15 protein-coding genes and 1 pseudogene are annotated in these 15,399 nt (G+C 66.1%); 10 read left to right on the top strand and 6 right to left on the bottom strand.

The genetic code is table 11. The annotated features are described in order from the left end of the window. Positions 1 to 190 precede the first annotated feature (190 nt). The 4 genes and pseudogenes from VE25_RS07800 to VE25_RS23820 form a co-directional block, all read right to left on the bottom strand. On the bottom strand, positions 191 to 568 hold the full coding sequence (locus VE25_RS07800; RefSeq protein ID WP_046108030.1) for a hypothetical protein: 378 nt from the start codon (positions 566 to 568) through the stop codon (positions 191 to 193). 112 nt (positions 569 to 680) lie between these two features. Then, positions 681 to 974, bottom strand: a complete 294-nt coding sequence (locus VE25_RS07795; RefSeq protein ID WP_046108029.1) for a hypothetical protein — start codon at positions 972 to 974, stop codon at positions 681 to 683. 3 nt (positions 975 to 977) lie between these two features. Then, positions 978 to 1,892 (bottom strand): YadA family autotransporter adhesin, encoded by a 915-nt coding sequence (locus tag VE25_RS22940; protein WP_052731808.1) that lies wholly within the window; start codon positions 1,890 to 1,892, stop codon positions 978 to 980. A 51-nt stretch (positions 1,893 to 1,943) separates the two neighbouring features. Next, a pseudogene (locus VE25_RS23820) lies at positions 1,944 to 2,363 on the bottom strand (hypothetical protein); the annotation flags it as partial. Positions 2,364 to 2,603: 240 nt separating this feature from the next. Between VE25_RS23820 and VE25_RS07785 the strand changes: the two are divergent. The 3 genes from VE25_RS07785 (at position 2,604) to VE25_RS07775 (ending at position 5,861) form a co-directional block, all read left to right on the top strand. Beyond that, positions 2,604 to 3,755 carry a helix-turn-helix transcriptional regulator gene (locus VE25_RS07785; RefSeq protein WP_046108028.1) on the top strand — a complete coding sequence of 384 codons (1,152 nt, stop codon included), beginning with the start codon at positions 2,604 to 2,606 and terminating at the stop codon, positions 3,753 to 3,755. A gap of 142 nt (positions 3,756 to 3,897) precedes the next feature. Beyond that, entirely contained in the window at positions 3,898 to 4,473 is a 576-nt protein-coding gene (locus VE25_RS07780; RefSeq protein ID WP_046108027.1) for a TRAP transporter small permease subunit, read from the top strand. After that, positions 4,473 to 5,861 (top strand): TRAP transporter large permease, encoded by a 1,389-nt coding sequence (locus VE25_RS07775; protein ID WP_046108026.1) that lies wholly within the window; start codon positions 4,473 to 4,475, stop codon positions 5,859 to 5,861. The genes VE25_RS07780 and VE25_RS07775 overlap by 1 nt, the downstream gene beginning before the upstream one ends. Positions 5,862 to 5,876: 15 nt before the next feature. Here the strand turns inward: VE25_RS07775 and mctR are convergent, their stop codons facing one another. Both mctR and mctS read right to left on the bottom strand, forming a co-directional pair. Continuing rightward, a complete protein-coding gene (gene mctR / locus VE25_RS07770) occupies positions 5,877 to 6,518 on the bottom strand; it encodes a two-component system response regulator MctR (protein ID WP_046108025.1) in 642 nt (213 codons plus the stop codon). Then, complete coding sequence (mctS, locus tag VE25_RS07765) at positions 6,515 to 7,891, bottom strand: two-component system sensor histidine kinase MctS (protein ID WP_046108024.1); 1,377 nt, start codon at positions 7,889 to 7,891, stop codon at positions 6,515 to 6,517. The genes mctR and mctS overlap by 4 nt, the downstream gene beginning before the upstream one ends. Positions 7,892 to 8,116: 225 nt before the next feature. Here mctS and VE25_RS07760 point away from each other — a divergent pair, with 225 nt between their 5' ends. The 7 genes from VE25_RS07760 to VE25_RS07730 all read left to right on the top strand — a co-directional run bounded on the left by VE25_RS07760 (position 8,117) and on the right by VE25_RS07730 (position 15,292). Beyond that, complete coding sequence (locus VE25_RS07760) at positions 8,117 to 9,220, top strand: TRAP transporter substrate-binding protein (RefSeq protein WP_046108023.1); 1,104 nt, start codon at positions 8,117 to 8,119, stop codon at positions 9,218 to 9,220. A 275-nt stretch (positions 9,221 to 9,495) separates the two neighbouring features. Further along, positions 9,496 to 10,380, top strand: coding sequence for a non-homologous end joining protein Ku (ku, locus tag VE25_RS07755; RefSeq protein WP_046108051.1), 885 nt, complete (start codon positions 9,496 to 9,498; stop codon positions 10,378 to 10,380). A gap of 4 nt (positions 10,381 to 10,384) precedes the next feature. After that, a complete protein-coding gene (ligD, locus tag VE25_RS07750) occupies positions 10,385 to 13,030 on the top strand; it encodes a DNA ligase D (protein ID WP_046108022.1) in 2,646 nt (881 codons plus the stop codon). Between the two features lie 250 nt (positions 13,031 to 13,280). After that, positions 13,281 to 13,718, top strand: a complete 438-nt coding sequence (locus VE25_RS07745; RefSeq protein ID WP_046108021.1) for a VOC family protein — start codon at positions 13,281 to 13,283, stop codon at positions 13,716 to 13,718. 198 nt (positions 13,719 to 13,916) lie between these two features. Next, entirely contained in the window at positions 13,917 to 14,258 is a 342-nt protein-coding gene (locus tag VE25_RS07740) for an ArsR/SmtB family transcription factor (protein ID WP_046108020.1), read from the top strand. A 31-nt stretch (positions 14,259 to 14,289) separates the two neighbouring features. Continuing rightward, positions 14,290 to 14,781: an SRPBCC family protein gene (locus VE25_RS07735; protein WP_201776057.1), complete on the top strand. Its 492-nt coding sequence runs from the start codon at positions 14,290 to 14,292 to the stop codon at positions 14,779 to 14,781. A 130-nt stretch (positions 14,782 to 14,911) separates the two neighbouring features. Then, positions 14,912 to 15,292, top strand: a complete 381-nt coding sequence (locus tag VE25_RS07730) for a YciI family protein (RefSeq protein WP_046108019.1) — start codon at positions 14,912 to 14,914, stop codon at positions 15,290 to 15,292. Positions 15,293 to 15,399: the final 107 nt, after the last annotated feature.

Here is a 15,399-nt window from a genome sequence, read left to right as displayed (position 1 = left end):
CCCCAACCCCTCCCCTCAAGGGGGAGGGGCAGCATTGTGCCTGTGGCACCATCCTGCCTACCCACCGCTGTCATCACAGCGCAGGCCGGGATGACAGCCGGTGGGACCGGCAGCGCATGTACGCGCGCCGGCATCCACGGTGATTCAGCGGGCACTCACGTGGGCGGTGAACACCGGAAGATCGGTTCCTTTAGTCTCCGATCGTCTCCATCGACCCGCAATAGGGGCAGCGGTCGCCGTGGCGGCGGGTCCAGACGCGTTCGCGGTTGATGACAGTGCTGTGGCGGCGCGCGAAGGTTGCGAGGGCGATGTCGGCCTTGAGCAGGGCGACGAAGATCTCGCCGGGCAGAGCGGACTTGCCAGGGGCAAGGCCGGCGATGAACGGGACGGAAGGCTCGCGCGAGACGATCTTGCGCACGGCCGCCAGCAGCCTGTTGATGCCCGTGACGGTGGCGGGCGAGACCGGCTCCTTGCGTGGCGCGTTGTCGAGCCATTGCTCGAGGAGCAGGTGGACCTGGGGAGCGACGGTCTCGAAAAGACCGGTGATGCGGGCCGAGGGTCTATCCATTGCAGTTCTCCGTGTTGAAACGGCAAAGGATAGGCGCAGCCGGAGCGGAGGGGATAAGTCGCGGTTCGCGAGGAGGGTCAAGGAGTTGGCGCACTTGCCTCAGGCGCGGGACTCAATCTTCCGCCTTGGCCGCAGCAAGGCAACTGATGCTGCCGATGCCGTTGGGGCCGTATTGCACGAAGCCGTTGGACATCGGCGGCGAATGCGAGGCGATGACCGGCAGGTAGATGTAGCAGACCACTCCGCCCACCGGATCGCGCCAGCGCTGGATCACGGTGTCGCGCAGCGGCCCGGCATACTGCCACTCGAGCTCCATGCGCGGCATGGTCTCCCAATCCGACTGTTGGGCGCTGGCAGGCATGACGAACATGCCCGCCAGCGCCCCGGCCAGGAACCGGAACTTCATCGCCTAGAACTCGGTCGAGACGCCGGCGCGCACCACGTTCTCGCCGCCGCCATTGCTCCACGAGCCGTAGACGACCGTGGGGCTCGGCAGGTCAAGGCGATGGGCGACGCCGACGCCGATGCCGAGCGTGCTGCGGTAATAGGCCGTGTTGAGCGAGAGCGTCGTCTTGCCAGGCGCCGACGGCATGATCACTGGGGCCTGCGCCGCGACGGCGGCGATGCCGCCGGTGAGATCGGAGATGGACTCGTGAATTCCGCTGATCTGGCCGCTCATGTCGGCGATCGCATCGTTGACGCCGGCGACGGCGCCGTTGACTTGCCCGACGGTCGCCGCGTCGGTCGGGGCGACGCCCGGCGCGACATTGGTGATGCGCCGCTCGTTGCCGGCGCTGCCAACCGAGACGGTATTGTCGGCGCCGGTCACCGAATGGGCGCCGATGGCGACGGCGTTGGCGTGAGTCGCAACGGCATTGGGACCGACAGCCGTGCTGTCGGTCCCGGTCGCCGCCGTTCCGTCGCCGAAAGCCGCCCCGCCGCTGCCGGCCATGGCGCCGTTGCCGACGGCGACCGAGCCGGTGGCCACGGCATTGGTGCCGATCGCGATGGCGTTGACGCCCGAGGCCTGGGAGCCGGCACCGATGGCGATGGCTCCGTCTGCGGTGGCCGCCGACCTGTTGCCGAGCGCAACGGAGCTGTCGCCGCTGGCATAGCTGTCGTAGCCGCCGGCAAAGCTCGTTTCGCCATGAGCGCGACTCGCGGTGCCGATTGCAGTGGCGCGGTAGGCCGTTGCCCAGGCTTGCGCTCCGAACGCCGCCGCCTCGTCGCCGGTTGCAGCACTGTAGGTGCCGGCCGCGGTCGCGTAGTGGGCTCCGGCGTAGGCGAGGCCGCCGAGGGCCGAACTGTAGTCGCCGAGCGCCAAACTCGCGGACCCGAGGGCCGAACTCCCGACGCCCGCGGCAATGCTAGTGAAACCCGTGGCCGTGCTGCCTATCCCCCGGGCGGTGGCAGCGGTGCCGAGGGCAGTGGCGAATTGTTCGGTCGCCTGTGCCGCCGCGCCAAAAGCAGAGGCCCCGGTCTCGCTTGCAAATGTCACTTCGTCCGGGGTGACGAGGGTACTGCCATCCAGGTCATACCTTCCCCCTACGGCAGTACTGGAAGAGCCGGATGCCTCTGTTCCGGCTCCGACGGCGGTGGCTTCAGTATTTGTCGCCTTAGCAACGGCACCAACCGCTACGCTGAAGGTTGCCGTGGAATTGCTGAGAGAACCGATTGCTGTGGAGGCAGCGCTACCTCCTGTTGTCGCGCCGTCTCCACAAACAAGTGAGAGCGAACCTGGACCTGTGTTGGCGCACGCTTGGGCCTGTGCCTCGGGCACCACCGACAAACCCATCGACACCACCAGCGCCACCAGCCAAATCCCCGCGCCGGCTTTCTTCAATCCCCACATCGTAATCGCCCCCATGCAACCAGCGCTCCCGGCATCCCCGGCCGCGGACTCGCATTGCCCCGGCACGCTACGGGCCCCCACGCATGCAGCGCATCCACCAAACGGATGATGCCTGGCGGGTTTTCTCGGATATTGTCGTATGGTGTCGCGATATGGCCACACGCCGGACCGAGGAAGCCGATCATGACCGCCACGCTCGCCGCCCAGCGGGTCTCCGATGTGATCGCGATGATCTATGACTGCGCGATCGATCCGGGCGGCTGGACGAAGGCGCTGCAGGCGCTGCACGAGGTCCTTGGGTTCGCCAATGCCGCCCTCGGCCTCAATGCGCTGCCCTCGGGCGACCTGCTGCTCAACGTCTCGAGCGGCGTGCCGGACGAGTGGCTGGCGCTGATGCCCAAATACGGGCCTGACATGCTCGAGCAGTGGGGCGGCATCGAGCGCATCATGCGCTATCCGATCGAGGAGCCGCAGGTCCACTCATGGATCCGCGACTCGCGAACCTGGAGGCAGAACCGTTACTACGCCGAATGGGGCGGGCCGCAGGGACTCGACGACGGCATGGCGTTCATGGTCGCGCGCGACGCAACGACCCTCGGCTCGATCGGCATGGGCCGGCACAGGAGCATGGGGCTCGTCACCCAGGACGATGTCGACAACGCGCTCCTCTTCATCCCCCATGTCCAGCGTTCCGTCGCCATCAGCCGGCTGATGGACATCCGCGCGATGACCGCGACGACGCTGGAGGCGGTGCTCGACCGGGTGACGGCGGCCATCGTCCTCGTCGATGCGGACCTGCGCATCGTCCATGCCAACCGGGCGGCCGAGGCGCTGTTTGCGGCCGGCAATCCGATCCAGTCGGCCGGCGGGCGCCTGCAGGTGCGCACCGGTCCGGCCATGGCGGCGCTCGCCGAGGCGGTGGCGCAGGCGCAGCGCAACGAGAGCGCGATGGCCGAACGGGCGTTCGGGATCCCGATCCGAAAGGAGCATGCGGTCGCGAGCGTTCTGCACGTGCTGCCGCTGCACTATGGCGAGGCGCGCACGGGGCTGGCGCCGCGAGCCGTCGCCGCCGTCTTCGTCGCCCCGGCGACCCCCTCCCATCCGCTCAACCCGCACGGCACGTTCGCCGCGCTCTTCGGGCTGACGGGCGGCGAGGTCGCGATCCTGGAGCACGTGCTTGCCGGGCGCTCGAACGCCGAAACGGCCGGGCTCCTCGGCGTGCGTGAGAGCACGGTCAAGACGCACCTCCAGCACATCTTCGCCAAGACCGGCACCCACAGGCAGTCGGAGCTGGTGGCGCTCGCCGCCTCGCTCACGCTGCCGGTTGCGCCTTAAGCTTACCGCGCCTACCCACTTCTACGGGGTCCGGGCGAAAAGGCCCTTGCCCGCCGGAAACGGCGGTTGCGCGCCGTACCGCATTTGACCTATCCGTCCAGTACCCGCAATCAGAAGAAGAAGCGGGGGGAGGTATCGGCAAATGCATGTGCTCGCTGGGTTCATCCGCCTCGTCGGCGGATTGAACTGGGTCGTCGGGCAGGTCTTGTCCTGGCTGGCGCTGGTTTGTGTCCTGGTCTGCTTCACCGTGGTGGTGCAGCGCTATTTCTTCCACACCTCGGTCCTCTGGATGCAGGACCTCTACGTCTGGGTCGCGGGCGCCATGTTCACCGGCGTCGCCGGGTTCGCGCTGCTGCGCAACGACCACGTGCGGGTCGATATCTTCTATCGGCCCTGGCCGGTGCGCCGGAAAGCGATCGCCGACCTCTTCGGCGTCGTCGTGTTCCTCTTACCGTTCATGTACATCGTTGCGACCTATGGTTGGGTGAACGTCGCGCGCTCCTGGGGCCTGCGCGAGGGCTCCGGCAACATCGGCGGCATGCCGGGCCTCTTCGTCCTCAAGAGCTTCATCCTCGTCTTTGCCGGGCTGGTTTCGTTGCAGGGCCTCGCCATCGCGGCGCGCTCGATCCTGGTGCTCGCGGGCCGGGAGGACCTGCTGCCCGAGCGTCTGCGCTATCCGCGAGAGGAAAGCGAACTGCCCGCCGAGGGAGCCCACTGATGGATCCCGTGCTTCTTGGAGAAATCCTCTCCGCCCTCATGTTCGTCGGCGTCATCGGAGTGCTGCTCATCGGCTTTCCCGTCGCCTTCTCGCTCGCCGGCACGGCGCTGATCTTCGGGCTCGTCGGCTGGTGGCTGGGCGTCTTCGACCCGTCGAATTTCGGCTCGCTGGCGCCGCGCTACATCGGCCTGATGATCAACGAAGTGCTGGTCGCCGTGCCGCTCTTCATCTTCATGGGCGTGACGCTGGAGCGCTCTGGCATCGCCGAGCAGCTGCTTTTGACCATGGGCAAGCTCTTCGGCAACCTGCGCGGCGGCCTCGGCATCTCGGTCGTGGTGGTGGGGGCTCTGCTCGCCGCCTCGACCGGGGTCGTCGGGGCCACGGTCGTCACCATGGGGCTCATCTCGCTGCCCGCCATGCTGCGCGCCGGCTACAAGCCCGAGCTCGCGACCGGCGTCATCGCCGCCTCGGGGACGCTCGGCCAGATCATCCCACCTTCGACGGTGCTGATCTTCATGGGCGACATGCTCGCGGGCATCAACCAGCAGGTGCAGATGGCCAAGGGCAATTTCGCGCCCGAACCGGTCTCCGTCGGAGCGCTGTTTGCCGGCGCGATCCTGCCGGGGCTGGTGCTGGTCGTCCTCTATATCCTCTTCGTCGTCTTCAAGGCGGTGACCGATCCAAAATCGTGTCCGGCGACACCTGTTCCGGCCGAAGAGCGCCAGCACCTCCTGCGCGAGGTGGTCGTCGCCCTCATTCCGCCGCTGCTGCTGATCGTTGCGGTGCTGGGCTCGATCCTCGGCGGCATCGCAACGCCGACGGAGGCGGCCTCCGTGGGATCGGTGGGCGCACTGATCCTCGCCGCGCTCCGCCGCCGCATCAGCCTGCGCATCCTGCACGCGGTGGTGATCTCGACGGCGACGATCACCTCGATGGTCTTCATCATCCTCTTCGGGGCGGCGGTCTTCTCGGTCGTCTTCCGCATGATGGGCGGCGACAACCTGGTGCACGAGTTCCTCGCCTCGATGCCGGGCGGCGCCATCGGCGCGGCGATCATCGTCATGTTCATAATGTTCATCCTCGGGTTCATCCTCGACACCTTCGAGATCATCTTCATCGTGATCCCGATCACGGCGCCGGTGCTGCTGACCCTCGGGCTCGATCCGATCTGGCTGGGCGTGATGGTGGGCGTCAACCTGCAGACGAGCTTCCTGACCCCGCCCTTCGGCTTCGCGCTCTTCTACCTGCGCGGAGTCGCCCCGCCGCGCGTCTCGACGGGCATGATCTATCGCGGGGTGATCCCGTTCGTGATCCTGCAGGTCGTGGCGCTTCTGGCGCTGTTCGTCTTCCCGCAGCTCATCACCTGGCTGCCGGGCGTGCTGTACTGACATTGACCGGCGCGGCTATTCCCCCGCGCCGATCAGCCCGTTGTCGATCACGTAGCGCGTCAGGCCCGCGGTCGTGGCGATGCCGAGCTTCTTCTTGATGTTCTTGCGGTGCGTCTCGACGGTGCGCACGGAAATGTCGAGCTCGACCGCGACATCCTTGTTGGATTTGCCGCGTGCCAGAAGAAGGAGTACCGCCTGCTCGCGGGTGGTCAGCGGCATCGCCGCATCGTTCCTGCCGCGGCGCTGGAGCAGCACGTCGGCAACGCCCGAGGAGAAATAGCTGCCCCCCGCCGCCACCGTCTCGATGGCCGAGACGATCTCGCCGGTCGAGACGTCCTTGAGGATGTAGCCGGAAGCCCCGTACATCACCGCCGTCGAGATGTATTCGCGGCTGTCGTGCATGGAGAGCATCAGCAGGCGCGCGTTCGGGAGCCGTTCGCGGAAGAGCTCGACGGCGTCGAGCCCGCTGAGCTGGGGCATGTTGATGTCGAGCATCACCACGTCGGGCGCCGTCGTTTGCGCCAGCGCCAGCGCCGCCTCCGCTGAGCCAACGGCGCCCACGACCTGGATATGCCCGTAGGTCTCGAGCACCGAGCGGATGCCCTCCAGCACCAGCGGATGGTCGTCGCAGATGAGCACGCGGATGGGGTCGCTCATGCCGGCTGCAGCTCCGGCGACTGGGTAATGTACGTGGATTTGGGCAGGCGAGCCTTCAGCGTCGTGCCGGCGCGGGTGGACCTGACCTCCAGCGAGCCGCCGAAATGCTCCATGCGCTCCTGCATGTTGCGCAGGCCGAGGCCGCCCTGCGTGCGCGCCGCATCGTCGAAGCCGCGTCCATCGTCCTCGATGAGCAGCTGTGCGCCGTTCCTGCCGCTGGAAACGGCGATGCGCACACGCGTGGCGTTGGCGTGGCGCTCGATGTTGGTCAGCGCTTCCTGGGCGACGCGGTAGAGAGCTGTCTTGGCCTCGGGCAGCAGCAGGTTCTTGAACGCGACCGATTGCAGCTCGACGACGATCCCCGTGCGCTCGGCGAAGCTGTTGGTCAGCGCTTCGAGAGCCGAGCTGAGGCCCAGGTCGTCGAGCACGCCGGGGCGCAGGTCGTGGGAGATTCGCCGGACTTCCTTGATCGCGGCATTGAGCCCCTGCGCTCCACGCTCGATGACCGCGGGCGCGTCTGCCGCCCCGGCGCGGACCTTGGCGCCGGCGAGATCGAGCGCATAGCGCGCCGCGACCATGGACTGCGAGATGCCGTCGTGCAGCTCGCGCGCGATACGGGCGCGCTCCTCCTCCTGCGCGTCGATGACGCGCTGCGTCAGCGCCTTGAGCTTGGTGTCGGCCAGCCGCCGCTCGCGCAGCGTCAGCATGAAGCTGGCGAGAAAGACGCCGAAGACGATGGGCACGGTGATCGCCGCGACGATGATGAAGGTGGTGTTGATGTGCGAGCGCAGATCCGCCTCGGCGGCGGCGGTCTGGGCGAAGACGTCGTCGAGATAGACGCCGGTGCCCAGCATCCAGCGCCACTTGTCGAGGCCGACGGCGAAGGAGAGCTTGTCGGCGATGGTGCCGGCCGAGGGCTTTTCCCACTTGTATTGGTGGAGCCCGCCGCCTTCCTTGGCCCGCTCGATGAGGTTGTAGATCACGCGGTTGCCGTCCGGATCTTCCATCTCCATCCAGTTCCGGCCGTGGCGGAACGCCTGGCGGGGATGGACGATGTTCACCCCGTCATAGTCGTAGACGAAGAAATAGCCATCCGGTCCGTAGTCGAGCGCCGAGAGGATTTCCTGCACCCGCGCCTTGGCCGCCTCATCGTCGGGCCCGGCGGCCGAGTAGATCGCATCGATCGCCGAGATCGCCATGTTGGTCAGGTTGAGGAGCTCGTTCTCCTTGGCGCGCAGGAGATTGCGCTCGAAGGTCGAAATGCTGGCGCGGGCAAGCTGCGTCGATTGGAACGTGACGAGCGCGGTGATGGCAAGGATGGCGAGCACCAGCGGCAGCACCGCCAGCGCCAGGATCTGCTGTCTTAGGTTCATTTCTGTCCGGGCTCCTCCCCAGGAGCGAGAGCTTAGCACCGGATTCCGGCACCTGCTCTGCGTAGTTGTGGGTAGGTTTCGACGGAATTCGCCTCTGCCGCAACCCCGATAACTGGACACGAACACGGCTTGGCTGTTGTCTAATCGCGCGCGATTGTCGCCTCGGGGAGGCGCTGCTGCGCGCGGCGGACAACGATCCGCCGGGGGTTCCTTGGGAGGATATCGATGAAGAGACGTGAATTCTTCAAGTCCGCCGGTACGGCGGCGGTCGGGGCTGCCGCGGCGACCGCGGGGCTGGCGACGCCTGCGATCGCGCAGGGCAACACCACCTGGCGCATGGTGACGACCTGGCCGAAGAACTTTCCGGGCCTCGGCGTCGGCGCCCAGCGCCTTGCCGACCGCATCACCGCGGCGACCGGCGGGCGGCTGACCATCCAGGTCTTTGCCGCCGGCGAGATGGTGCCGGGCCTGCAGGCGCTCGACGCCGTCATCGACGGCTCGGCCGAGATGAGCCATGGCGCGGCCTACTACTGGCAGAACAAGAGCCAGGGCCTGTCGTTCTTCACGGGCGTGCCCTACGGCATGACCAGCCGCGAGCTCACCGGCTGGGTGCGCTATCTCGGCGGCCAGGAGATATGGGACGAGATCTACGACCAGTTCGGCCTGCAGGGGTTCCTCTCGGGCGACACCGGCACGCAAGCCGGCGGCTGGTTCAAGAATGAGCTGACGGGCGTTGCCGACGTGCAGGGCCTGCGTTTCCGCACCCCGGGCCTCGGCGGACAGGTGTGGGCCAAGCTCGGCGCTTCGGTGACCAACCTCGCGGCCGGTGAAATCTTCGCCGCGCTGCAGTCGGGCACGCTCGACGCGGCCGAGTTCGTCGGCCCCTACAACGACCTGGCGCTCGGCTTCTACCAGATCGCCAAGAACTACTATTTCCCGAGCTTCATCGAGCCGGGTCTCGCCACCGAGCTGGTCGTCGACAAGGCTAAGTTCACCGCGCTTCCGGCCGACGTGCAGGCGATCGTCAAGGACGTCTGCCAGGCCGAGTACGACGCGGTGGCCGCCGATTTCGCCGCCAACGATCCGCGCGCGCTGCAATCGCTGGTCAATGAGCACCAGGTGCAGGTGCGCCAGTTCCCCGAGGAAATCCTCGAGGCAGGCGCCACCGCTGCCAAGGAGCTGTTGACCGAAATCCGCGAGGGCGGCGACGAGCTGACCAAGAAGACCGCCGAGAGCTTCGTTTCGGCGCTCAACATCGTCCGCCAGAAGACCGACGGCACGGACTCGCTCTTCCTGCGCGCCCGCGAGCAGTACTTCACGCTCGAGTAGGCGGGGAGCAAATGCTGAGGAAGGCCCGGCAGGAACGCCGGGCCTTCTGCTTTTGCCTGATTGTCTCCCCTCATCCGTCTCGCGCTTTGCGCGATCCACCTTCTCCCACAAGGGGAGAAGGGAAGGGGTACAACCACCGGCTCGGTGCGAACCTGAACTCGCGCTTGGCACCGCCCCTTCTCCCCTCGTGGGAGAAGGTGCGAGGGGGCCACAGGAACGCTTGCCGCCGGCCTCGCGTTGAGCCCTTGGAAAATCAACGCTCCCGCGAGCCGCTCATGCCTGCGTCACGCCCCATCTGGAAAGGTCAGTTGCGCCTTTCGCTGGTCTCGATTCCCGTCGAGCTCTACAGCGCCCACAAGTCGAACGCCAAGCCCTCGTTCCGGCAGATCCACGAGCCGACAGGCAAGCCCATCCGCTACGAGAAGGTGGTCGCCGGCGTCGGGCCGGTCGACCGCGACGAGATCATGCGCGGCTTCGAGTACGAGAAGGGCGACTATGTGCTCCTCACCGACGAGGAGCTCGACGCGGTCAAGCTCGAGACCAAGAAGACGCTGGAGCTGACCCAGTTTGTCGGGGCCTGCGAGATCGACCCGATCTACTACGACAAATCCTATTTCGTCGTGCCGACCGACGAGCTTGCCGAAGACGCCTTCCGCGTCATCCGCGATGCGCTGCGGCAGACCGAGAAGGTGGGCCTCGGGCAGTTGGCCCTGCGCGGCAAGGAATACCTCGTTGCTATCAAGCCGACCGGCAGTGGCCTGATGCTGGAGACGCTCCACTACGAGGACGAGATCCGCAAGGCGGACCCCTATTTCAGCGAGATTTCGTCTAAGAAGGCCGAGAAGGACCTGCTCGATGTGGCGACCGCGCTCATCGAGAAGAAGACGGCCAAATTCGATGCCAAGGTCTTCAAGGACCACTACCAGGCGGCGCTGCGCGAACTCATCGGGCGCAAGCTGAAGTCGAAGGGCCGCAAGATCACGGCCAAGGAAGAGGAGCCCGCCGGCCGGCCTTCCGGCGAGAACGTCATCGACCTGATGTCGGCCTTGAAGGAAAGCCTCGAAGGCGGCGGCGCGAAGGGCAAGACGCGGGCAAAACCGGCATCGAGCAGCAAGTCCCGGACAAAATCGGGCTCCGGCACGCGTAAGAAAGCGAGCTGATCCCATGGCCTCCAAGGCGGACACGCTGCTCAAGGAGTACCGGACCAAGCGCGATTTCGCCAGGACCCAGGAGCCGAAGGGCAGGGGCCGCAGGGCGGAACGCACCGACAGCCCGCTCGCCTTCGTCGTGCAGAAGCACGATGCGACGCGCCTCCATTACGATTTCCGCATCGAGCTCGACGGGGTGCTGAAGAGCTGGGCGGTGACCAAGGGGCCCTCCGACAACCCGGAGGACAAGCGCCTTGCCGTGCGCGTCGAGGACCACCCGCTCGACTATGGCGGGTTCGAAGGCACCATCCCCGAGGGCGAGTACGGCGGCGGCACGGTGATGCTCTGGGACGAGGGCACCTGGGAGCCGCTGGAGGATCCGCATGAGGGCCTCAAGAACGGCGACCTCAAGATGCGCATCCACGGCCAGCGCATGAAAGGCGAGTGGGTGCTCGTCCACATGAAGGGCCGCGATACCCCGCGCCGCGGCAAGGCCGCCCGACAGAACTGGCTCCTCATCAAGCACCGCGACCGCTATGCCCGGTCCGAGGAGACGCTGACCGGGCGCTTTACCCGCTCGGTCTCGACCGGCCGCAGTTTGGAGGAGATCGCCAAGGGCCTGAAGCCCAGGAAGCGCACGCGAACGCCCGCCAAGGCCGTCTGGCACTCCGACGAGGACAAGGAGGACGAGAACCGGCCTGCACCGGCGAAGGGCGCACGCACCCCGCCGCCCGGCAAGCTGCCGCTGCCGGCCTTCCGCCCGCCGCAGCTCGCAACCCTCGTCGATGCGGTGCCGGACAGCGGCGACTGGGTCTTCGAGATGAAGTTCGATGGCTACCGGTGCATTGCCGCGATCTCGGGCGGCGCGGTGCGGCTCTATACCCGCAACGGCAACGACTGGACGGATCAGTTCGGCGTGCTCGTCGATCCGTTCTCGCGCATCACCAAGGGTTCGGCGCTGATTGACGGCGAGATCTGCGCGTTCGACGAGAAGGGGCGCACGGATTTCTCGACGTTGAAGACCGCGATCGGCAAGGGCGATCCCCTGGTTTTCTTCGCCTTCGATCTTCTTGAGCGGGATGGCGAAAACCTCGCCCGCCGGCCGCTGCGCGAGCGCAAGGAGATGCTCAAGGAGTTGCTGGGCGAGATCGAACGCTCCTCGCCGATCCAGTATTCTGAGCACGTCACCGGCAACGGGCAGCGGGTCTTCGACCATATCTGCCAGGCTGGGCACGAGGGGATCATCGCCAAGCTCGCCGATGCGCCCTATCGCGGGGAGCGCACCCGCTCCTGGCTGAAGGTCAAGTGCGCCAAGCGGCAGGAATTCGTCATTGGCGGCTGGCGCCCGTCGGACAAGAAGCGCGGCTTCGCCTCGCTGCTGCTCGGCACATTCGAGGACGGCAAGCTCATCTATCGCGGACGCGTCGGCACGGGGTTCGGCGTCGAGGAGCACGGCCGATTGCAGGAAAAGCTGGACGCGCTCGCCAGAAAGAGCAAGCCTTTCGTCGAGGTCCCGCGCGAGGCGCGGCGCGCGAAATGGGTCGAGCCGGAGCTCGTGGCCGAGATCGCCTTCACCGAGGAGACGCCGGACCGGCACCTGCGCCATCCCTCGTTCCTCGGCCTGCGCGAGGACAAACCGGCGGGAGAGATCGCCATGGAAACGCCGCAACCGGTCGAGAAGGCCGCGCCCAAACCCAAAAGCAGGAGCACGGCCAAGGCGAAGGCCGGGTCCAGCACGCATCTGCCTGTCGACGAGGGCCTGGCGGCGGCCGAGCGCGAAGGCGTGCGGCTGACGAGCCCCGACCGCGTCGTCTATCCCGAGCAGGGGGTGACCAAGGCCGAGCTCGTCGCTTACTACGCCCGCGTCGCCGAGCGGATGCTGCCCTATATCGCCGACCGCCCGCTGGCGCTGCTGCGGTGCCCACAGGGCAGGGCGAAATACTGCTTCTTCCAGAAGCACGATACGGGTGGGTTCCCCGATGAGATGAAATCGGTCGAGATCGTCGAGAAGGAGGGCGAGACCGAGGACTATTTCTATATCGACAGCCTCGCCGGGCTCATCGCCGGCACGCAGATGAACGTGCTCGAGTGGCACCTGTGGGGCGCCAGGCGCAAGACCATCGAGAAGCCCGAGCGGCTGATCTTCGACATCGATCCGGACGAGGGGCTGGGGTTCGACAAGGTCAAGGCCGCCGCCTTCGACATCCGCGATGTATTGAAGAGCATCGGCCTCGAGAGCTTCGCGCTCGTCACCGGCGGCAAGGGCGTGCACGTCGTCGTGCCGATCCGGCCGCGATACGAGTGGCCGCAGGTCAAGGACTTCTGCCGCGGCTTTGCGCAGCTGCTTGCCGGAGAGCAGCCGGACCGGTTCACCTCGCAGCTCTCCAAGGCCAAGCGCAAGGGCAAGCTCTTCATCGATTACCTGCGCAACGAGCGCGGCTCCACCGCCATCTCGCCCTGGTCCACCCGCTCGCGGCAGGGTGCGCCAGTGGCCGTTCCGCTGACCTGGGAGGACCTCGAATCGGTCGAGGCGGCCAACCAGTTCTCCCTCGCCGATGCTGCGGCGCTGGCGGATGGGCCCGATGCCTGGAAGGGCTATTTCGACCTCAAGCAGGGTTTGACCAAGGCGATGCTGGACAAGATCGGAAAGCCCGCGGACTAGGTTGTGTGGACATTTAGGTGATGGCGGCCTGCAAAGGGCGGTTTTCTGCGCTTCCGGTGCTCACGTACCCCAACGTACGCTGCGCGCCGGTTCTCAAAAACCACCCTTTTCGGCTCACCCTGACCTAACTGTCCACACAACCTAAGGGGACGTCCGTCAAGATGGGACGATGCTCCGCCGGAACGACATCGGTGGGATGAAGGTAAAGCCTGAAGCCCTCACTGGAACGCACCTGGGAGATTGGAAAAACATGGCGCTGAAGCGGATGGACAACGTGGGAATCGTCGTCGAAGACCTGGCGGCGACGATTGATTTCTTTCGCGAGCTCGGCCTCGAACTGGAAGGTCAGGGCAAGGTCGAAGGGGAGTGGGCCGGGCGCGTCACCGGACTGGGCGATCAGCGTGTCGAGATAGCCATGATGCGCACGCCGGACGGCCACAGCCGACTCGAGCTCTCCCGCTTCCTGGCGCCGCCCGTCGTCGCAGATCACCGGAACGCCCCGGTCAACGCCCTGGGCTACCTGCGCGTCATGTTCGCCGTGGACGACATCGACGAGACACTCGAAAGGCTTCGCACGCGCGGCGCGCAACTCGTTGGCGAAGTCGTCCAGTATGACGACGTGTATCGGCTCTGCTACATCCGTGGGCCTGAAGGGCTTCTCATCGGACTCGCCCAGGAACTCAGCTGAGCGGAAGGCCGTCCTGTTAGAGGTTCGCCCTCTATGGCCGGCCGCTTTCTCGTTGAGCACGATTAGGTCGCCAGGGCGGGTGGGGCCATCCGCGAAAGCCGCCGCAGCAGTCCCAAGGAGTATTCAACTTTTCGGTTGACAATGCTCTTCGTGACCTATATTCAACCAATCAGTTAAAAACTGAACGGTTGAATACAAATGACCGACCAACTCAGCCTTGTCCTCTCGGCCCTGGCCGACCCCACCCGGCGGGCGATCCTTGCCCGGCTGGCGCACGGGGAGGCGAGCGTCGGGGAACTGGCAGAACCTTACGACATGAGCCTTGCCGCCGTTTCCAAGCACATCAAGGTGCTGGAGAAGGCCGGGCTCATCTCGCGCGGCAGAAACGCCCAGTGGCGTCCATGCCGCCTGGAGGCCGGCCCGCTCAAGGATCTCGACGGGTGGCTGGCCGAATACCGCCGCTTCTGGGAGCAGAACCTCGACCAGTTCGAGGACTACCTCGCGCAACTGCAGGGCGGCGACGACAGCAAGCAGCATTGACGCAAGCAGAGCCAATCCAAGGAGACCCGAAGTGAACGCCCTCAATCCCCTCAAGGTCGAAACTCCGGCCGATGAGCCCGTCATCATCATGACCCGCACCCTCAACGCTCCACGCGCCCTCGTCTGGAAAGCCTGGACCGAGCCGGAGCATATCGTGCGCTGGTGGGGGCCCAGGAACTACACCACCAAGATCATCAAGCAGGACGTGCGCGTCGGCGGCGAATGGCGTTACCAGCAGGAGACGCCCGAAGGCGACGCCTATGTGTTCATCGGCAAGTTCCTCGAGGTGGTCGAGCCCGAGAAGCTCGTCAACACCTTCGGCGTCGAAGGCATGTTCGAGGACAAGACGCTGGTCGAGACCCACACCTTCGAGGAGCGGGACGGCAAGACCTTCTACAGGAGCATCTCGCGCTTCGACACCATCGAGGAGCGCGACGGCATGGTCGCCTCCGGCATGGAAGGGGGCGCCCGCGAGAGCATGGACAAGCTCGAGGAACTGCTCGCCGACCTGCAGCAGGCCTGAGCGGTCTCCTGACACATCCTTACAGGCGGGTCGGCACAATTGTGCCGGCCCCGTGTCGATTCTGCGAAGGCTCGTTCGTCGTCTTGTCGAGAGCGGCCGCAAGAATCGGCTCAAATGTGAGGTGAAAACGATGAAATTCATGACCCTGGTCAAATCCCCCGAGCCGGCCCCGATCGAAGGGCCGCCGCAGGCGCTGTTCGATGCGATCATGCGGCTCGGGGCCGAGGCGGAGGCCGCCGGCGTGCTCGTCGAACAGGGTGGGCTGCTGCCGACGGGCAAGGGCGCGCTGATGATGGTCGACCCCAAGGGCAACATCAGCACCATCGACGGGCCGTTCAGCGAGACCAAGGAAGTGATCGGCGGCTACGCCATCTATAACGTCGCGAGCAGGGAAGACATCCTCTACTGGAGCCGGCGGTTCGCCCAGCTCCATGTCGACCACTGGCCCGGCTTCGCCTTCACCATCGAAATCCGGCAGATGTTCTACCAAGCGCAAGGAGAAGGAAAATGATCAGGGAACGCCTTGTGGCGCTGAGCACGATCGTCTTCGTCGTCTCGATGGCGGCGGCGGTGTTTCTCGTCAACCCGGCCATCGCGTAGGTCGTGTGGACAGTCAGG

It is taken from the genome of Devosia geojensis (assembly GCF_000969415.1).
Lineage (GTDB): Bacteria > Pseudomonadota > Alphaproteobacteria > Rhizobiales > Devosiaceae > Devosia > Devosia geojensis.
Note: the sequence above shows the minus strand (reverse complement) of the source record. Positions and strands in the feature narration are given on the sequence as shown.

Coding starts and splice junctions, on each gene's coding strand:
- VE25_RS07730 (WP_046108019.1), top strand. CDS start 14,912: ATGAAATTCATGACCCTGGTCAAATCCCCCGAGCCGGCCCCGATCGAA.
- VE25_RS07785 (WP_046108028.1), top strand. CDS start 2,604: ATGACCGCCACGCTCGCCGCCCAGCGGGTCTCCGATGTGATCGCGATG.
- VE25_RS07760 (WP_046108023.1), top strand. CDS start 8,117: ATGAAGAGACGTGAATTCTTCAAGTCCGCCGGTACGGCGGCGGTCGGG.
- VE25_RS07800 (WP_046108030.1), bottom strand. CDS start 568: ATGGATAGACCCTCGGCCCGCATCACCGGTCTTTTCGAGACCGTCGCT.
- VE25_RS07740 (WP_046108020.1), top strand. CDS start 13,917: ATGACCGACCAACTCAGCCTTGTCCTCTCGGCCCTGGCCGACCCCACC.
- mctS (WP_046108024.1), bottom strand. CDS start 7,891: ATGAACCTAAGACAGCAGATCCTGGCGCTGGCGGTGCTGCCGCTGGTG.
- ligD (WP_046108022.1), top strand. CDS start 10,385: ATGGCCTCCAAGGCGGACACGCTGCTCAAGGAGTACCGGACCAAGCGC.
- VE25_RS07780 (WP_046108027.1), top strand. CDS start 3,898: ATGCATGTGCTCGCTGGGTTCATCCGCCTCGTCGGCGGATTGAACTGG.
- ku (WP_046108051.1), top strand. CDS start 9,496: ATGCCTGCGTCACGCCCCATCTGGAAAGGTCAGTTGCGCCTTTCGCTG.
- VE25_RS07795 (WP_046108029.1), bottom strand. CDS start 974: ATGAAGTTCCGGTTCCTGGCCGGGGCGCTGGCGGGCATGTTCGTCATG.
- VE25_RS07745 (WP_046108021.1), top strand. CDS start 13,281: ATGGCGCTGAAGCGGATGGACAACGTGGGAATCGTCGTCGAAGACCTG.
- VE25_RS07775 (WP_046108026.1), top strand. CDS start 4,473: ATGGATCCCGTGCTTCTTGGAGAAATCCTCTCCGCCCTCATGTTCGTC.
- mctR (WP_046108025.1), bottom strand. CDS start 6,518: ATGAGCGACCCCATCCGCGTGCTCATCTGCGACGACCATCCGCTGGTG.